12 protein-coding genes are annotated in these 15,760 nt (G+C 48.5%); 11 read left to right on the top strand and 1 reads right to left on the bottom strand.

From position 1 onward, the window contains the following. Nucleotides 1-158 precede the first annotated feature (158 nt). The 3 genes from ACVA58_RS06035 (at nt 159) to ACVA58_RS06045 (ending at nt 4,100) form a co-directional block, all read left to right on the top strand. Nucleotides 159-1,004, top strand: a complete 846-nt coding sequence (locus tag ACVA58_RS06035; protein WP_446509547.1) for a TPR end-of-group domain-containing protein — start codon at nt 159-161, stop codon at nt 1,002-1,004. A gap of 177 nt (nt 1,005-1,181) precedes the next feature. Continuing rightward, nucleotides 1,182-2,705, top strand: coding sequence for a DEAD/DEAH box helicase (locus ACVA58_RS06040; protein ID WP_446509548.1), 1,524 nt, complete (start codon nt 1,182-1,184; stop codon nt 2,703-2,705). An 84-nt stretch (nt 2,706-2,789) separates the two neighbouring features. Next, a complete protein-coding gene (locus ACVA58_RS06045; RefSeq protein ID WP_446509549.1) occupies nt 2,790-4,100 on the top strand; it encodes a rhodanese-like domain-containing protein in 1,311 nt (436 codons plus the stop codon). A 38-nt stretch (nt 4,101-4,138) separates the two neighbouring features. Here ACVA58_RS06045 and torS read toward each other — a convergent pair whose 3' ends face one another. After that, nucleotides 4,139-7,105 (bottom strand): TMAO reductase system sensor histidine kinase/response regulator TorS, encoded by a 2,967-nt coding sequence (torS, locus tag ACVA58_RS06050; protein ID WP_446509550.1) that lies wholly within the window; start codon nt 7,103-7,105, stop codon nt 4,139-4,141. A gap of 149 nt (nt 7,106-7,254) precedes the next feature. Here torS and torT point away from each other — a divergent pair, with 149 nt between their 5' ends. The 8 genes from torT to ACVA58_RS06090 all read left to right on the top strand — a co-directional run bounded on the left by torT (nt 7,255) and on the right by ACVA58_RS06090 (nt 15,724). Then, complete coding sequence (gene torT / locus ACVA58_RS06055; RefSeq protein WP_446509551.1) at nt 7,255-8,325, top strand: TMAO reductase system periplasmic protein TorT; 1,071 nt, start codon at nt 7,255-7,257, stop codon at nt 8,323-8,325. A 290-nt stretch (nt 8,326-8,615) separates the two neighbouring features. After that, entirely contained in the window at nt 8,616-9,074 is a 459-nt protein-coding gene (locus ACVA58_RS06060) for a methylglyoxal synthase (protein WP_446509552.1), read from the top strand. Between the two features lie 220 nt (nt 9,075-9,294). Then, nucleotides 9,295-10,278 carry a zinc-binding dehydrogenase gene (locus tag ACVA58_RS06065; RefSeq protein WP_446509553.1) on the top strand — a complete coding sequence of 328 codons (984 nt, stop codon included), beginning with the start codon at nt 9,295-9,297 and terminating at the stop codon, nt 10,276-10,278. A gap of 124 nt (nt 10,279-10,402) precedes the next feature. Beyond that, on the top strand, nt 10,403-11,047 hold the full coding sequence (locus tag ACVA58_RS06070) for a recombinase family protein (RefSeq protein WP_446509554.1): 645 nt from the start codon (nt 10,403-10,405) through the stop codon (nt 11,045-11,047). Beyond that, nucleotides 11,047-12,234 carry a multidrug effflux MFS transporter gene (locus ACVA58_RS06075; protein WP_446509555.1) on the top strand — a complete coding sequence of 396 codons (1,188 nt, stop codon included), beginning with the start codon at nt 11,047-11,049 and terminating at the stop codon, nt 12,232-12,234. The genes ACVA58_RS06070 and ACVA58_RS06075 overlap by 1 nt, the downstream gene beginning before the upstream one ends. A 20-nt stretch (nt 12,235-12,254) precedes the next feature. Then, on the top strand, nt 12,255-12,686 hold the full coding sequence (locus ACVA58_RS06080; RefSeq protein WP_446509556.1) for an EamA family transporter: 432 nt from the start codon (nt 12,255-12,257) through the stop codon (nt 12,684-12,686). 161 nt (nt 12,687-12,847) lie between these two features. Then, the gene (locus ACVA58_RS06085) at nt 12,848-14,263 is read left to right on the top strand and encodes an MATE family efflux transporter (protein ID WP_446509557.1); all 1,416 of its coding nucleotides are present in this window, start codon (nt 12,848-12,850) and stop codon (nt 14,261-14,263) included. 141 nt (nt 14,264-14,404) lie between these two features. Then, entirely contained in the window at nt 14,405-15,724 is a 1,320-nt protein-coding gene (locus ACVA58_RS06090) for a ferredoxin reductase family protein (protein WP_446509558.1), read from the top strand. The last annotated feature ends 36 nt before the right edge of the window (nt 15,725-15,760 follow it).

The following is a 15,760-nucleotide window of genomic DNA, read 5'->3' on the forward strand; positions in this document are numbered from 1 at the left end:
CAAGGTTTTGGCCGCCAACCAATTTCTTCCTGTGCCTCGTTGTTAGTAAGCAATCAACATACTCAGGCCGTCAGCGCTATTCTAACATCCATTTCCCATCAAAATCACATTCCTTTAGACTACTATTCCTTAAAGTATATTTGCTCAAGGAAGTCCCTATGTTCTTACGTTATCTACTCTTATTTATTGTCTTCGCACCATCGGCTTTGGCCAGTGCCGAGATGAAACAAGCAGAAGATAAAATTCTGGAACGTCCTTTAATGGAAAGGTATGTCCTTGATGAACTGAAATCCCTTCGAACTGATCAGCAAGATCTCGAACGCCGCATGGTCATAGAGATCACCGACCGAGAGCTAGCCGTCGCCGATAAGTCGATGAACTATGCCAACGTCACCGTCACCTATTTCTTCTATCTTATCGCCGGCGCTGCTTCGCTGTTTGCTTTCGTCGGCTGGCAATCACTGCGCGAACTTCGTGAAAATACCAAGAAAGCTGCCGACCAACAGCTTCAATCTATCGCCCAACAGTATGAGCAGAAATTCCAGCGCCTAGAGCAAGATCTGAAACGCAAAACTCGGATTATTGCGCAGAATAACAAAGAGATTGAAACCATCAACGAAATCCACAATTTGTGGCTACGCTCGCAAGGTCTGCAGACCCCTGAGCAAAAAATCGAAGTGTATGACGATATCTTGAAAATTCGCCCCGGTGACTTGGAAGCGTTGATCTATAAAGCCGATGCCATCATCGAAATTCGCGAGTTCCACTGGGGGCTGAGCCTTTGTAACCGGGTACTGGAACTTGACCCTAGCAATGCCCACGCTCTTTACCAACGCGCCTGCGCTTATGCCTGTCTCGGATCCGAAGAATTGGCCATTGATGATTTAGAGAAAGCCGTGACTGACAGTGCCTCATTACGTGAGCTAGCCGCAGAAGAACCAGACTTTGAATCTCTCCGTGGCAATGAACGGTTTGAGTTTCTCATTGCGCCCGTAGAGAGCTGACAGTATACAAACTGTATCGGCAACATGACGATACTGTATTGAGACAACAACATATTGAGATTATTACTGCAGACTTCAAACGCATAGAATTAGGACTTTTCTCGATCCTGCTGTAAGCTAGCCGGCTTGCTGCCTGTGTGAGGCAGATCAAATTTTTCTTCCGAATGAGAATTATCTATGAGTTTTGCCTCTTTGGGCCTTTGTACCCCAATCCTTGAAGCTGTTGCCAACCAAGGCTATGAAACCCCGTCTCCGATCCAAGCTCAGGCTATCCCTGCGGTATTGGAAGGCCGTGACGTCATGGCAGCTGCACAGACAGGAACAGGTAAAACTGCAGGCTTTACCCTGCCAATTCTCGAGCTTCTGTCTAAAGGCCCAGTAGTACGCGCAAACCAAGTCCGCGCACTGGTACTGACCCCAACCCGCGAGCTTGCCGCTCAGGTGGGCGAAAATGTAGCAACTTACTCAAAGCGTCTTCCGCTTAGCTCTGCTGTTGTTTTCGGTGGTGTAAAAATTAACCCACAGATGATGCGCATGCGCCAAGGTGCTGACGTACTGGTTGCGACTCCTGGCCGCTTGCTGGATCTTATGGGTCAGAATGCCGTTAAGTTCAACCAACTTGAAGTTCTGGTTCTGGACGAAGCCGACCGTATGCTGGATATGGGCTTTATCCGCGACATCAAAAAAATTCTGGCGAAGCTACCCGCTAAACGCCAGAACTTGCTGTTCTCTGCCACCTTCTCTGAAGAAATTCGTGAATTGGCTCGTGATCTGACCAACAACCCGGTTGAGATTTCGGTGACCCCGCGCAACAGTACAGCAACAACGGTAGAGCAATGGATTTATCCAACGGATAAAAAGAAAAAACCAGCCCTGCTGACCAAGCTTATCCAAGAGAAAAAGTGGCAACAGGCGCTTGTCTTCACTCGTACCAAGCATGGTGCTAACCGATTGGCAAAATACCTTGAAGAGCGTGATATCACAGCAGCGGCTATTCACGGTAACAAGAGCCAAGGAGCGCGTACCAAAGCATTGGCACATTTCAAAACCGGTGAAGTTCGCATCTTGGTTGCAACAGATATAGCCGCTCGTGGTATTGATATTGATCAGTTACCACAAGTTGTGAATTTTGACCTGCCAAATATTGCAGAAGATTATGTTCACCGTATTGGTCGTACAGGCCGTGCTGGTGCTAATGGTCATGCTGTTTCTCTAGTATGTTCAGAAGAAGTCAAAGAGCTAAATGCCATTGAGCAATTAATTCAAAAACACCTAGAGCGTAAAGATGTGGTGGGCTTTAAGCCAACAGCTGCACTGCCTAATTCGCTAGCGATCAAACCGCTAAAAGCGAAAAAACCAAAGAAAGCTAAGGCTCCTAAAGAGTCTGCGGAAAACAACGCTGAGAAGGGCAACCAGCCAAAACGTTCATCTGGCCCACGCCGGGGCGGCAATGGTGGTGCTAATCGTTCATCGCAAGGCGACAAAAAAAATCCTCGCAATGCTAATGGCCAGCAGCGCAAACGTCAGGACAGCGGCAATGGCAATGGCAATGGCAATGGCAATGGCAATGGCAATGGCAATGGCAAAAATACACGTAGTAGCGATGCAAAGCCACGCGGCCAAAAGCCGGGTCAACGTAACCGTAAGCCTAATGGTAATAATGTGAGCCGCTCGAGAAATACGGCGACGCCAGCCAATTAAGCGACTCAAACGTTACTTATATCAATAAAATACCTAGCCAGCATTATATAATGCTGGCTTTGTTGTTTATGCTGGGTATTTCATATGAAATTCATGAAGTGGACACTACTTTCCACCGCCACAATTATCAGTCCCCAACTTATGGCGGCAACTTTTGACCAGTTAGCCGCCGATAATAACCAAGACTTCCAAGTCATCGACTGTCGGTCGAGTAATCACTATATCGGCTGGCCTGAAGCCAACCATACACGTGGTGGCCACTTCCCCGGCGCTATCAATTTCGATGCCGACTGGCTATCAACGCTTCGCCCTCAGGTTGTCCGTGCCGAGTTAGAAAACCGTGGCATTGACCTTACTAAGCCAACATACCTCTACTGTCAGCCAGAGAAAGCCGACATTTTACAGTCTCAGCTTGAAGCCTTAGGCAGCAATAACGTTAAGTCAATCGACCAATCCATTGCCAACTATTCAGGGCAATTGACTGCGCTAGACAACTACCAGCAGCTAGTACCTGCGCAATGGCTTAATCAGCTGATTAATGACGAAAAGGTGATCCACCCGCCAGCCAAAGGCTTTAAAATCGTAGAAGTTGCTTGGGGACCGCCAACGAAATACCTAGCAGCCCATATTCCCTCAGCCCTTTACCTCAATACCAACACCATAGAGTCTGAACCTTGGTGGAACCGCGTTGATGATGAAAAGCTGGAAGCCGTTATCAGAGAGTTGGGTGTTTCCCACGACACGACTGTGATCCTGTATGGCCGCGACAATACCGCTGCCGCCCGCGTCGCAAGCTTGTTAATGTACGCCGGTGTCGATGATGTTCGCCTACTCAATGGCGGCTGGCAGTCTTGGGTCAATGCAGGACTATCGACCCAACCGCTACGCAACCGCGCCGAGCCAGTAGAATTCGGCCGAGCAATTCCGGCCAACCCGCAATATATTGTCGATGTCCCGCAAGCCAGAGACATTCTGGCTGATCCTCAGCACCAGTCTTTGGTCAGTATTCGTAGCTGGGCGGAATATACCGGTGAAACCAGCGGCTACCGCTACATCGAACCCAAAGGCCGGATTAAGGGCTCAAAATGGGGCCACGGCGGTTCGGATGCTTATCATCTGGAAGATTTTCGCAACCCGGATGACACCATGATGAGCCCAAGTATCATGACCCAGTTCTGGAATGATTGGGGGATCAACGCATCACAGACCGTTTCATTCTATTGCGGAACAGGCTGGCGGGCGTCAGAAGTCTTTTTCTACGCCCATGTGATGGGGTGGAAAGACATCAGTGTCTATGATGGTGGCTGGTTTGAATGGAGCGGGGATCCTAGCAACCCGACCGAAACGGGTGACATCCCCAACGCACCAAAATCAGCGTTCTATAGCGAAAAATAATAAAAAGGCTGCGACTTCGCAGCCTTTTACAATACCTTTTATTTTCCAGGTGAAAAAGTCTGGTTCAATGCGATAAGTGATTGTTGATGCACTGCTCCCAATTCATTGGCCGCCCCTGGGTCAACATATCCTTCTTTTGCCGACTGCTCAATCTCCAAACACACCTGATGAAGCTGGCGCAGCCCCATGGTACCTGCAGCCCCTTTAAGATTATGAGACAAGCTGGATACAGAGCTTAGATCGCCGCTCTCCATCGCAGGAAGCAATTTCGCCATTGTCTCTTTCGACGACTGTGCAAACAGGGATATCATTTTCTCGACCATTTCCTGGCCTAGCACTTGAAGATCGCTTCCCAATACAGATTTATCCAATATCGGCATTTGTCCTGTCATTGCTGTGGTTACCTCATGCTCTTTATCATTATCACTGTTTCGCTCAGCTGGGACTTGCTCCCCAGCGCTATCTTCTTCAATAACGCCAACACGTTCAATACCGCCCAGAATCGTATTCAGCACATCGACTAACTGGTGCTCTACCAGTGGTTTTGGCAAGAATCCGGCAAAGCCCGCCGCCAAATATTGTTCAACTTCTTCATTAAAGACATGGGCAGAAAAAGCGACAAACGGGGTGTTGTTTCCCTCCCCTTCGCTATCACTCGCTGCTTTCAGCTGCTTGAGTTCGCCCAGCAAGGTTACACCATCAGTATCTGGCAGGTTGATATCCAACAATACAATATCAAAGTCATTCTCAGCATAGAGCTCTCTTGCCTGATGGCCATCTTCTGCAATCAACGTTTGGTGGCCCAAACGGCGCAAGAAGCCTTCGGCAACCAAGCTGTTTACCGGGTTATCTTCCACCAGCAGTACCTTCGCCGCAGGCAAGCTCGCTCCCATCTCAACACTCAGGCTCTCAGTCTGCTCCCCGGACTCAAGCGTTAAGGTAAACCAGAAACAGCTCCCCTCGCCGGGCGACGAACTAAGACCAATCTCACCGCCCATGGCTTCGATGATCCGCTTGCTGATGGCAAGGCCTAGCCCAGTCCCTCCTACAGCCTGACGGCCTTCACTGGACTGGTGGAAAGCAGTGAACATCATTTCCTGCTCATGCAACGGGATACCAACACCGGTATCTTCCACTTCAATATGCAAACGAGACGGCTCATGGGCCGATGCCGATACCAGCACGGTAACCTGTCCATCTTCGGTAAATTTGATGGCATTACCGACTAAATTGGCGAGAACTTGGCGGATACGTGTCGCATCTCCTACCCAGTGCTCACCGACAGTGTCATCAATGTCGGTAACCAAGCGAATGTGCTTAGACAGCGCCCTGCCAGCAAACAGGCTATAGACGTCTTTCACCAAAGTATGCAGTGAGAAATTCGCAGGACGGATATCCAAGTGACCCGCTTCGATTTTCGAGTAGTCCAGTACATCATTAAGGATATCGAGGAGGGTTTCACCACTACGGTTAATGACCTTCAAATACTCCTTCTGTTTGTCATTTAACCCGGTATCGGCTAACAAGGATGCCGTCCCAAGAACCCCATTCATCGGCGTTCGGATCTCGTGGCTCATCGTGGCTAAGAATGCTGATTTCGCCCGGTTGGCTTGCTCAGCTTCCGAGCGGGCCTTAGCATGGTTATAAACCTCTTGGTTTAGCTTCTCGTTGGTTTTTTCCAATTGGCTAGTTCGTTCCGCCACTAATTGCTCAAGACTGTTTTTGTGCTGTTGCAACTCGGAACGGATTTTCGACTCGACTTGTGCCAACCTATGGCGTTCGTAAGCAGTATCGCGGGCAACCATAATAGCCCGTCCCATTTGCGCCAATTCGTCATCACCTTGTGTTGGCAACCGAATTTCCAAGTCACCCCGTGCCAGCGCCATCAAGGCCTTGCTGTAATCATTGATTCGACGGATCACTCGAGCATAAACGTACCGCCACATGATCAACACCAGTGCCACCATCCCCAAAGCAGAAATCGCAATCAGGCTATTTCTTGCGATGGTAAGGGTCTCATCAACTTGGGTTACCGCCTTTTGAGTACCGATATTGGCTGCCTGAATAATACCGTCTACAGTTTGGTTCAACTGCTGGAACAGCACCAAGTTTTGCTGCTCCATCCGTTCGACATCCTGATTGGCATGGATCAACGCTTCCATATCTGCGAAGAAGTCACCATCATTATTGAGCGCCTTTACCTGCTCTAATAATTGTTCAGAACGGCTTGGATCTTCGACCGATTTCACCCGTTGCTGGATCACACCTACCGCATACTCAAAACGTTGCTTCAGTTTATTCAAGTCGTTGAGGGTGCTTACTTGCTCGCTGTCATCAAGCATATTGATAACCTGCAATGAGAGAAAACGCAGCTCGAAAAGGCGCTCACTGAGATCCATATCGACCTCAACCAAACTATCGAGGGCATTAAACACCGCCTCCTTGTTGCCTCTTTCAACCAAATCATAGATACGGGAAACATTCGCAACGGCAATGGTATTAGCATTGGATACTTGTGACTGGGATAGCTCATCGATTTGTTTAGTCGCCAGCGTCATGGTGTCATTAAGCCCCCGCACTTGAGCACTTAACTCAAGCTTTTTGCCGACCAACATCCCCAACATGGCCAGATTGTTAACGATGTTCCTCACATCCGTTTCTAGCTGTGTCATCAACTCAGGCTCAAACGCATATTGATCAAGGGAATTCAGGCTGTTATTGAGTGCGCGAATATGAAGTGTCAACGACTTCCCTTGCTGCTCGCGCTCTTTTTCATCTTTCGATTTAGCCAATACCTGGGCGTTGAAGATAATACGAGTACTGAGATCAGATAATTGGCGGGCTTCAACTAAGGCAGGAACAGCTGTATTGATCACCGTCCGCTCGGTTTTGGCCACCAGGGAAAAACCGGCAACACCAATCACCACTGCAATGATCATCAAGCCAGCCATCATGGAAAAAGCAATCAGCAGTTTCTGGCCAATGCTACTGGGAGTAAGGGTCATATATATAAACCGTGGCAGAGAAAGAAGGCCTGCAGCTCAATCAACCATGACAACATGGGAACGGGCAAGCACACCTAACAGGAAACAGTAAAAATGCTATTATACCAGCTTAAGATACCCAAACAGCCCTATTTCCTGACGGTTACAACATGATAAAGACCATAGCGATGACATTGCTGGCAATTGCCAGTATCAGCCAAACCGCCTATGCAGCGGAGGTTATCGCCTATACCCCTCCTTTTGAGGCCGACAAACAAGCTAAACACATCCAATACCAACCGTTAGATAAAGCCAGTAAACCCTGGAAGCTCTGTGCCGTATACCCGCACCTGAAGGACTCCTATTGGTTGTCCGTCAATTACGGCATGGTAGAACATGCAAAAAAACTAGGCGTTGAGCTTAAAGTGCTCGAAGCCGGTGGTTATCCGAACCTCGACAAACAGCAGAGCCAACTTGCGGACTGCCGAGAATGGCATGCTGACGCCATTATTTTGGGTACAGTTGATAGCCTAGCCTATGAAAATAGGCTGACTCAATTAACTGACGACATTCCGGTTTTTGCCACCATCAATTATCTCGATACCAGTAACCAAGACAGCAATGACAAAGTCATCGCCCGTGTGGGAGTAGATTGGTATCAAATGGGCTATAGTACTGGTGAATTTTTAGCTAAGCGCCACCCCAGTGGCAGTGGTATGGTCAATGTAGCCCTACTGCCTGGCCCACAGAAACGTGGCGGAACAAAACCCGTTGTGCAAGGCTTTTATGATGCCACGGAAGGTAGCGATATTCATATTGTCACCACATTGTGGGCTGATCATAGCAAAGAGTTGCAACGCAACCTGATCCAGCAACTACTGGCATCCGAGCAGCACTTCGACTACATCGTCGGAGGCGCAGTGTCGGCAGAAGTGGCGATAAGTGAACTAAGGGCCAAAGACTTAAACAAAGAAACCAAGATCCTATCGACCTACCTCAGTCATGGTGTTTACCGTGGACTGCTTCGCGGCAAGATTCTCTTCGCTCCAACCGACAAAATGGCCCAGCAGGCGATGTTGTCTGTCGATCAAGCAGTCAGGTATCTTGAAGGCAAACCGTTGAAAAAAGATCTCGCCCCGATCCTTGCTCTACTGACACCAGAAAACCTAGACAGTAAGGTGATCGCCGAGTCCCTTTCCCCTGCAGAGTTTCGCCCAGTCTTCCATGTAGAAGCACCGTAATATCAACCTCAATAATATTCAGTTTGCTGTAATTCTATCCTGGGGCCAGCAATCGCTGGTCCCACATAGTCGATTTCTGTTACCGAACCAATGGTTTGGAAAGATTTATTTGTACTTCCTATACGAGCTCTGGTACTTATACTCAACGCCTCAAATTGAGTTGCACAAGCTTTCTCACATCAAGTGCAATCCATTACATATGGCTAAAAGATAGTACCACACAGCTGTCACACTCTAGCAATACACTGTGTCCGATAGCTGTTATCAATTTTGTCTCTGTGGAGTAGTAGATGCACGTAACAACCCGAACAATGGAAGAATCAAAACATATCGCGCTTGTCGCTCATGACAACTGTAAAACCCACCTGCTTCGCTGGGTCAATGAGCACAAAGATAAATTAACAAATCATATCTTGTATGCCACAGGTACAACCGGCCATATGATTGCGCGAGAATCGGGTCTTGAAGTCAACTGTTTGCTAAGCGGCCCAATGGGTGGTGATCAACAGCTTGGTGCACTGATTTCCGAAGGCAAGATTGATATGATGATTTTCTTCTGGGATCCGCTCAATGCAGTACCGCATGATCCCGATGTGAAAGCACTGCTTCGTATTTCTGCGGTATGGAACATTCCGGTTGCCACCAACCGCGCCAGTGCAAACTTTATGATTTCTTCGCCAAAACTGGCGGAAAAAGTAGAAATCGAAATCCCAGATTACGAAGCGTACCTCAACGAGCGCCTAGGCTAAGCCAAGCCTATCTCGCTTCAGTGCTCTATATATCAAACGCCTCTTGATCAAGAGGCGTTTTTTATTGGCTCAACCTGACCTATAACAGCCCTATTTCATCGCCTTCGAACATCTACTTGCACTTCAATCCGACTAACTCTTGTCTTACAGCCCAAAATAGAAAATTTGGTTTATTGTTAATAAAGGAAAAAAAATACAATAAAGATTACAGTGGTGGCCAATGAAAGCATGGAAATTAAACCAGCCGGAAGGTATCGACCAATTGGTACTGACAACGGCCTCGACACCGACTCCATCAGCTGACGATGTCTGTATCAAGGTTGAAGCTGTCGGTCTAAACCCTATCGACTATAAGCTTGCCCATTGGGGTTACGCTACCTGGGACTACCCGCAAATTATCGGATTGGACATTGCAGGCACAGTCACCAAAGTCGGAAAAGATGTACACCACTTCCAACCAGGCGATCGGGTAATGGCGTTTATCGATCCACGCGACGGCGGTGGCTTCGCCCAATACGCCAAAGCCAAAGCCTATGCGGTTAGCCGCTTGCCCGATAATGTCAGCTTTACTCAAGCTGCCGCTCTTCCCTGTGCTGGCTATTCAGCCTGGATTGCGATTCATGACAAGTTGCGGCTTGAAGCAGGACAAAGCATTGCCATTACCGGCGCCGGGGGTGGCGTGGGTGGATTCGCGGTCCAACTGGCAAAACAGTTAGGCGCCACCGTCTATGCCATTGCCGGCGGACAGCATCACCAACGGCTTCTTTCTTATGGCGCTGACGAAGTCATTGACCCACAGACTGAAAATATCGCCATGCGGCTCATTGAATACACCGAAGATAAGCTTGTCCACGGGGTGATTGATTGTGTATCGGCCAAATCCGGCAGCACCATGAGCGCCTTGGTTCGCTACAACGGCCATATTGTGATGATAGCCGATCAGTTCAACCAGATCCCTCTATTAGCCACCACTAAAGCACTCAGCTTGCATGAGGTCGCGCTGCACGGCACCTACGCCCACGGGCACATCGAACATATTCAGCATCTCGCCGATATCGGTAACCAACTCGCCAACCTAGTAAGCGAAGGTAAGCTAGATCCCATGGTGGATCACACCTATTCATTTGAGCAGCTTCCCGAGGCTCTCAAGCACCTTAGAGAGCAGCAACATAGCGGTAAGCTGGTGATGCAAGTGAATAAATAACAGCCTGGTGAAGTCACTGACGGTCAACGCAGAATAGACCCTCGCCAATCTCTATTCATTGCGTTTATGGACCTCTCAAGGTATATTTATGAGCCATTACATCAAGTGAGCTGAATTTTGCTTTATGGCGAAATACATCTATTCACGCTATTCCCCCAAAAATACCGACCACCAGCAACAACTTGATGCCTTGCTTTCCGCCGAACCAGAAGCTGAACAGGTGCAAGATCGTGTGCGTGGAGATGTCGAACCATTTGAGCGTATGGGCTTTCGCCACATGTTCGATAACCTCAAAAGAGGGGATCGGGTATGGGTATGGTGGCTAACGGCCTTTGGGCATGATTTCAATCAGGTTCAGGCAACCGTATCAGCACTACTCGACAAAGGGGTAACGCTAATAACACTGTCCGAACCATTGACCTTTATTCCTGACTCAGAATCTAGCCGAGTACTGCTATCACTGCTCAGTGGTTATGGCACAGTACAAACCCGTCGCAGACTGCTTGCCGCCGAGCATAGCCGTAAAGCCATGAAGCAAGATCCTGAATTATGGCAGCAAAAATTCCGTGGCCGCCCAGCTGATCGCGAGAAGCACCAACAAATAGCCGCCTTGCTACTTGAAGGCCACAAGCTCCAGCATGTTGCAGACAGCTGTGAGGTCAGTATTTCCACCGTCAAACGTGTGAAAAGCAAGCTAAGCCAATTCGATGATGAAGGCGCATTGCGTACCCGTCACAAAAATACTCGCCACAAGGATAATAACCTGTAATGACCGACCGTAATTTCTGGAAAGCCTTGGGGCTAGTGTGCCTGATCATCAGTGTTGGCCAATTGAGTATGGGTTTGGTGTTCCCATCCCTGCCTTGGATTGCTAAAGACTTTGAAATATCCCTCGACCAAGCACAGCTTCTCGTCAGTGTCTACTTACTTGGCTTTGGTCCTTCGCAGTTTCTTTATGGCCCAGTCTCGGATGCCTTAGGTCGCAAGAAAGTTCTGATGACCGGTTTATTGATTGCTCTATGTGGGTTGTTAATGATCATCTCGCTAAGCCATTCATTTACCGGGATGGTAATGGGGCGTTTTCTCCAAGGCCTGGGGACCGGCTGCTGCGCAGTACTTGCTCGAGCTTCGACCCGTGACCGATTCAATGGTGCAGAGCTACCATTGGCGATGTCTTACATCGCAATGGCCGCTTCACTGACCCCGTTGATGGCACCTGTCATTGGCGGCTTCATTAACTTCCACTTTGGCTGGACCATGGTTTTTACCTCTCTGCTTGGCTATGTCAGTCTGGTCTGGCTGGTGATTGCTTTTCGCTTCAAGGAAACCATGAAACAGACTTCAAAAGTGCCATCCCCCAAGAAAATGGCTCAGCAGTACTGGCAACTGCTTACTTCAAGCTACTTCATGAGTTTTGCCAGTATTAGCTGGCTCAACTTCAGCCTGATGATCACTACCGTGTCGGTGATGCCTTTTATTATGCAGAACCAGATTGGCATGACGTCCGATGAATACGCAATGTGGGCATTGATCCCAGCCCTAGGCATGCTGATAGGTACCACCCTGACGAACAGGGTAAGACCTAAGATCGGCACACAAAAAATGCTGTACTTCACTCCTGTATTGCATGTAGGTGCCGCGCTGTGGCTGTTCTTCTGCCCAGTTGAACCGCTATACCTGATGCTGGGTCAGTTCCTGATGATTCTAGGTAACGGTATTGCCCTTCCTTGCTCACAGGCGATGGTGATGCAGCCATATAAAAAGCAAGCCGGCGCAGCAGCGGCCATGTCGGGCGGCGGTCAAATGATCGCTTCATCAATTGTCAGTATGGGGTTGGTGAAATTAGGTCTTAGCCAACCGTGGCACTTATCAAGTGTCATTATTGTCTTTGCATTAATCACCCTGAGCAATATCATCCGGGGCTTCAAAGTAAGCCCAGACGTACAAGCGATCTAATTGACTTCAGAGATATCACCATGCTTCAAACATCTTGGCTTTTTTGGGCAGCCTTGTCCGCGATATTTGCATCACTCACGGCTATTTTAACCAAGCTCGGAGTAAGTAACATAAATTCCGACTTTGCCACTTTTATCCGTACCTGTGTAATTTTGGTGATGGTCGGCAGCATTGCTTTTTTCACCAAACAATTTCAATCACTGGACACCTTATCGACAAAAGGCTTGGTGTTCTTGGTGCTATCTGGCCTAGCGACGGGGGCCTCTTGGTTATGTTATTTTCGGGCGATGAGCCTAGGCCAAGCTGCACAGGTTGCGCCGGTAGACAAACTCAGTGTGGTTCTGGTCGCTGTATTTGGCGTGTTGTTACTTGGCGAAAACCTCAGTGCCATAAACTGGCTGGGTGTTGCCTTGATCACCCTTGGGGTGATTTTGGTGGCGTGGCAAGCATAGCTAGCACTTAATCGTCTGATTACCATAACCACTTACATATCTGGCCTTGCACTTTATGCAAAGGCTGGATATATTCCCCCCGCCCTGAAGGGCACACCCTAAAATGCACACCCGCCATCCTGCTTTCATTGGTGCATTTATATAGGTGTTATCAAATCCTAATGCAAAATAAGACTCAAAAACTCGCTCAACAAAGTACAACATTTTTTTCTCGTTTTCGCCGAGAATCCGGCTCGCTGCTACATCTGTCGATCCCTATCATTATGACTCAGCTCGCGACTCAAGCGATGGGCTTTGTCGACACCACTATGGCCGGACAGGTCAGTGCAGCCGATCTCGCCGCTATCGCTCTGGGGACCAGCCTCTGGCTACCCGTTTCGCTGCTGCTGCGCGGGATCATAATGGCATTAACACCGGTGGTAGCTTTTCACCGTGGTGCGAATAAGCTCGACAAGGTACGTATCGAATTTATCCAAATGATTTGGGTTGCGGCCTTCGTCAGCAGCCTAGTGATCATCTACCTGTCGCAAGGTGGCAATATACTCAGTGGTATTGGGGTTGCACCGGAGATCATTCCTATTGCCGGTGATTATGTACTGGCACTGGCTTTCGGTGTACCAGGCATTGCCCTGTTCTACACCCTGAACGGCTTTTGTGAGGGAATGAACAACACCCGCGCCCCGATGCTGGTTTCGGTTATCGGACTATTGCTCAACATCCCAATTAACTATGTGCTGATTTACGGTAAGTTTGGCTTCCCAGCCCTTGGCGCCGTTGGTTGTGGCTGGGCAACCAGTATTGTCTACTGGGTTATGTCTGGGCTGTTGTATTCATACATCAAGGGACATCATCACTATAAGAAAATCATTCATTTCGCCGACATCAAACCAAGGCTGAAAGATTGTCTGCACCTGCTAAAACTTGGGGTGCCAATTGGTATGAATATCGCCGTATGCGGCAGTATTTTTGCAGTTATTGCCTTGCTTATCGGCCGTATCGGTGCCGAGAATGTGGCAGCCGCGCAAATCGCCCTGAACATTTCCAGCATGACCTATATGATCCCGATGAGCCTGTCTTTCGGTATTACTATCCGTGTCGGCCACGCGCTGGGTGCGAAGAACGAACAAGGTGCGAAGGAAAGAAGCCTGTTCGGTATTATCGTCGCCGCTATGCTATCACTGGTTTCTGTGGCATTTTTCCTGCTGTTCCCAGACTGGATCATCCGCCTCTACACAAACGATCCGGTGATCAGTGCAACAGCAGCAACACTGCTGGTGTATACCGCGGTTTACCAGATGAGTGATGCGCTGCAAACCTCAGCAAATGGTGCCCTGCGTGGTTACAAAGATACCAAGATACCGATGATCTTGGCGATTAGCGCATACTGGGGCCTAGCCCTGCCTCTGGGTATGGTGATGGGGCTAACAGATAAAGTGGTACCCGCCATGGGCGAGACCGGATTTTGGGTCGGGATTGTTACCGGCCTGACCGTTGCAGCGCTACTGATGCTACTTCGCCTTCGCTTTGTTATCCGCAACCGGGATGCTATCGGCATTCAGCAAGTTCAACCGGCCTAATTAAAGTGAATTATATCCCCCTTAACCAGAACAACTTTTCTGTTTAAGGGGGAAAGTTCCCGCCCTTTACACACCTTTACCCCAACTGGCGTTCGATTACATTCAGCGCGGTAAAGTATAAGCTCAACAGGAGCTTGTACTATGAAAAAACTCTATCTGACAGCTGTTGGGCTTATTGTCTTATGCGCCCTTATCTGGCTACAAGCTGAGCCAAACTTATTCAGTAACTCCACATTGATGCAATGGCGGAGCCCCCTTATCCAAATCACAGGGATCACTTCGATCCTACTATTGACCATGGTCATGGTCCTGGCATTACGCCTACCGTTTATTGAGCGATTAACCTCTGGCCTCGACAAGTCATATCGATTGCATAAATGGTTAGCTATTTACGGTGTACTGCTAGGTGCCGTTCACTGGTTACTCGCGATCATTCCAAAGCAACTAGTTCGCTACGGTCTACTCGATAGAGGAGCCAAACCCAACCACGCGATCGATCCTGATTCGTTTTACAACACGATCCGCGGTCTGCGAAGTAGTGCTGAATCGATGGGTGAATGGACATTGTATCTATTCATCGCGCTAACATTGATTGCGCTATTCGCCCCGATAAAATACAAGCGATTCAAGCTTATCCATAAGCTGATGGCGGTCGCTTTTATAGTTATTGCCTATCATTCTGTAGTATTGCTAAAACATGCATACTGGAGCAGCTTAATCACCCCTGTCGTTATCAGCATCGTATTAATAGGTACGGTCAGTGCGTTTATTAGCCTACTCGGACTCATTGGCAAACAGCAAAAATATCAAGGCACAGTAACGTACCTCCAACACGACGAGCTAAACAAAACCACTCTTATCGATATTGATGTGCCGAAATGGAAAGGTCATGACTCTGGGCAGTTTGCTTTCTTAACCATCAAAGGGGAGGAGCCGCACCCCTTTACCATCACGTCTGCGGGAGGCAAAGACAAAACCGTGCAGTTTTTGGTAAAAGCCTTGGGTGACTTCACCTCGAATATCCACAACCAAATACAGGTCGGTGAGCAGGTTGAAGTAGAAGGTCCTTATGGGCACTTTCACTTCAATGACAACAAGCCGCAGATCTGGATTGCAGGCGGTATAGGCTGTGCAGCTTTCAAGGCAAGATTATCCGAGTTGAAATCACACAGTAGCAATAAACGGGTGATCTTTTACTATTGTACTGAACACCCATCACCTCAGCTCATTCGCGATTTAGAATCAGCGACCTATGGGACGAATGTTGAGTTCCATGTTATTGATAATCGCCTAAATAGCTTTTTGACTGTTGCCGATATAAAGCAACGCACCGACGATTTATTGAATTCGAGCGTTTGGTTCTGCGGCCCTACGGCATTTGGCAAGGCCATTACCCAGCAGTTGAAAAATGAAGATTTCGATATGGCACATTTCCATACAGAGTTATTTGATTTCCGCTAGTGACATCAATCATCGAGGGCGAAGCAATGTTCTTGG

The organism is Photobacterium sp. DNB22_13_2 (genome assembly GCF_052873915.1).

Coding starts and splice junctions, on each gene's coding strand:
- ACVA58_RS06045 (WP_446509549.1), top strand. CDS start 2,790: ATGAAATTCATGAAGTGGACACTACTTTCCACCGCCACAATTATCAGT.
- ACVA58_RS06040 (WP_446509548.1), top strand. CDS start 1,182: ATGAGTTTTGCCTCTTTGGGCCTTTGTACCCCAATCCTTGAAGCTGTT.
- torT (WP_446509551.1), top strand. CDS start 7,255: ATGATAAAGACCATAGCGATGACATTGCTGGCAATTGCCAGTATCAGC.
- ACVA58_RS06080 (WP_446509556.1), top strand. CDS start 12,255: ATGCTTCAAACATCTTGGCTTTTTTGGGCAGCCTTGTCCGCGATATTT.
- ACVA58_RS06035 (WP_446509547.1), top strand. CDS start 159: ATGTTCTTACGTTATCTACTCTTATTTATTGTCTTCGCACCATCGGCT.
- torS (WP_446509550.1), bottom strand. CDS start 7,105: ATGACCCTTACTCCCAGTAGCATTGGCCAGAAACTGCTGATTGCTTTT.
- ACVA58_RS06085 (WP_446509557.1), top strand. CDS start 12,848: ATGCAAAATAAGACTCAAAAACTCGCTCAACAAAGTACAACATTTTTT.
- ACVA58_RS06090 (WP_446509558.1), top strand. CDS start 14,405: ATGAAAAAACTCTATCTGACAGCTGTTGGGCTTATTGTCTTATGCGCC.
- ACVA58_RS06075 (WP_446509555.1), top strand. CDS start 11,047: ATGACCGACCGTAATTTCTGGAAAGCCTTGGGGCTAGTGTGCCTGATC.
- ACVA58_RS06060 (WP_446509552.1), top strand. CDS start 8,616: ATGCACGTAACAACCCGAACAATGGAAGAATCAAAACATATCGCGCTT.
- ACVA58_RS06070 (WP_446509554.1), top strand. CDS start 10,403: ATGGCGAAATACATCTATTCACGCTATTCCCCCAAAAATACCGACCAC.
- ACVA58_RS06065 (WP_446509553.1), top strand. CDS start 9,295: ATGAAAGCATGGAAATTAAACCAGCCGGAAGGTATCGACCAATTGGTA.